At 64.5% G+C, this 473-nt stretch carries 1 protein-coding gene; it reads right to left on the bottom strand.

The genetic code is table 11. The annotated features are described in order from the left end of the window. The coding region (locus EOA33_RS38325; protein ID WP_145989626.1) for an ABC transporter permease at positions 1-473 on the bottom strand (473 nt) is incomplete at both ends.

Genomic DNA, 473 nt, shown 5'->3' with positions numbered 1-473 from the left:
ACCATGCCGCCCCAGTCGGCATCCGGCGGCTGCACGCCAAGGCCGAGGAAGGAGAGCGTCGACAGGAACAGCACCGCGTAGATGAAGCGCAGGCCGAGTTCCGAGACCAGCGGCGAAAGCGCATTGGGCAAGATCTCGCGGAAGATGATCCAACCACTGCCCTCGCCGCGCAGCTTGGCCGCTTCGACGTAGTCCATGACATTGATGTCGACGGCCACCGCGCGCGACAGGCGATACACGCGGGTCGAATCGAGGATGCCCATCACCAGGATCAGCGTCACCAGGTTGGACGGCAGCACCGAAAGCACGACGAGGCCCATGATCAGCGTCGGGATCGACATCAGGAGATCGACGAGGCGCGACAGCAGCGTGTCGAACCAGCCGCCGAACACTGCTGCCGAGAAACCGAGGATTGCGCCGAGCGAGAAGGACAGCGCGGTGGCCAGCACCGCGATGAACAGTGTGATGCGGGC

This window comes from Mesorhizobium sp. M4A.F.Ca.ET.050.02.1.1, from assembly GCF_003997725.1.
In the GTDB taxonomy this organism is placed as follows: domain Bacteria; phylum Pseudomonadota; class Alphaproteobacteria; order Rhizobiales; family Rhizobiaceae; genus Mesorhizobium.
This window is presented reverse-complemented; position numbering and strand designations above follow the sequence as displayed.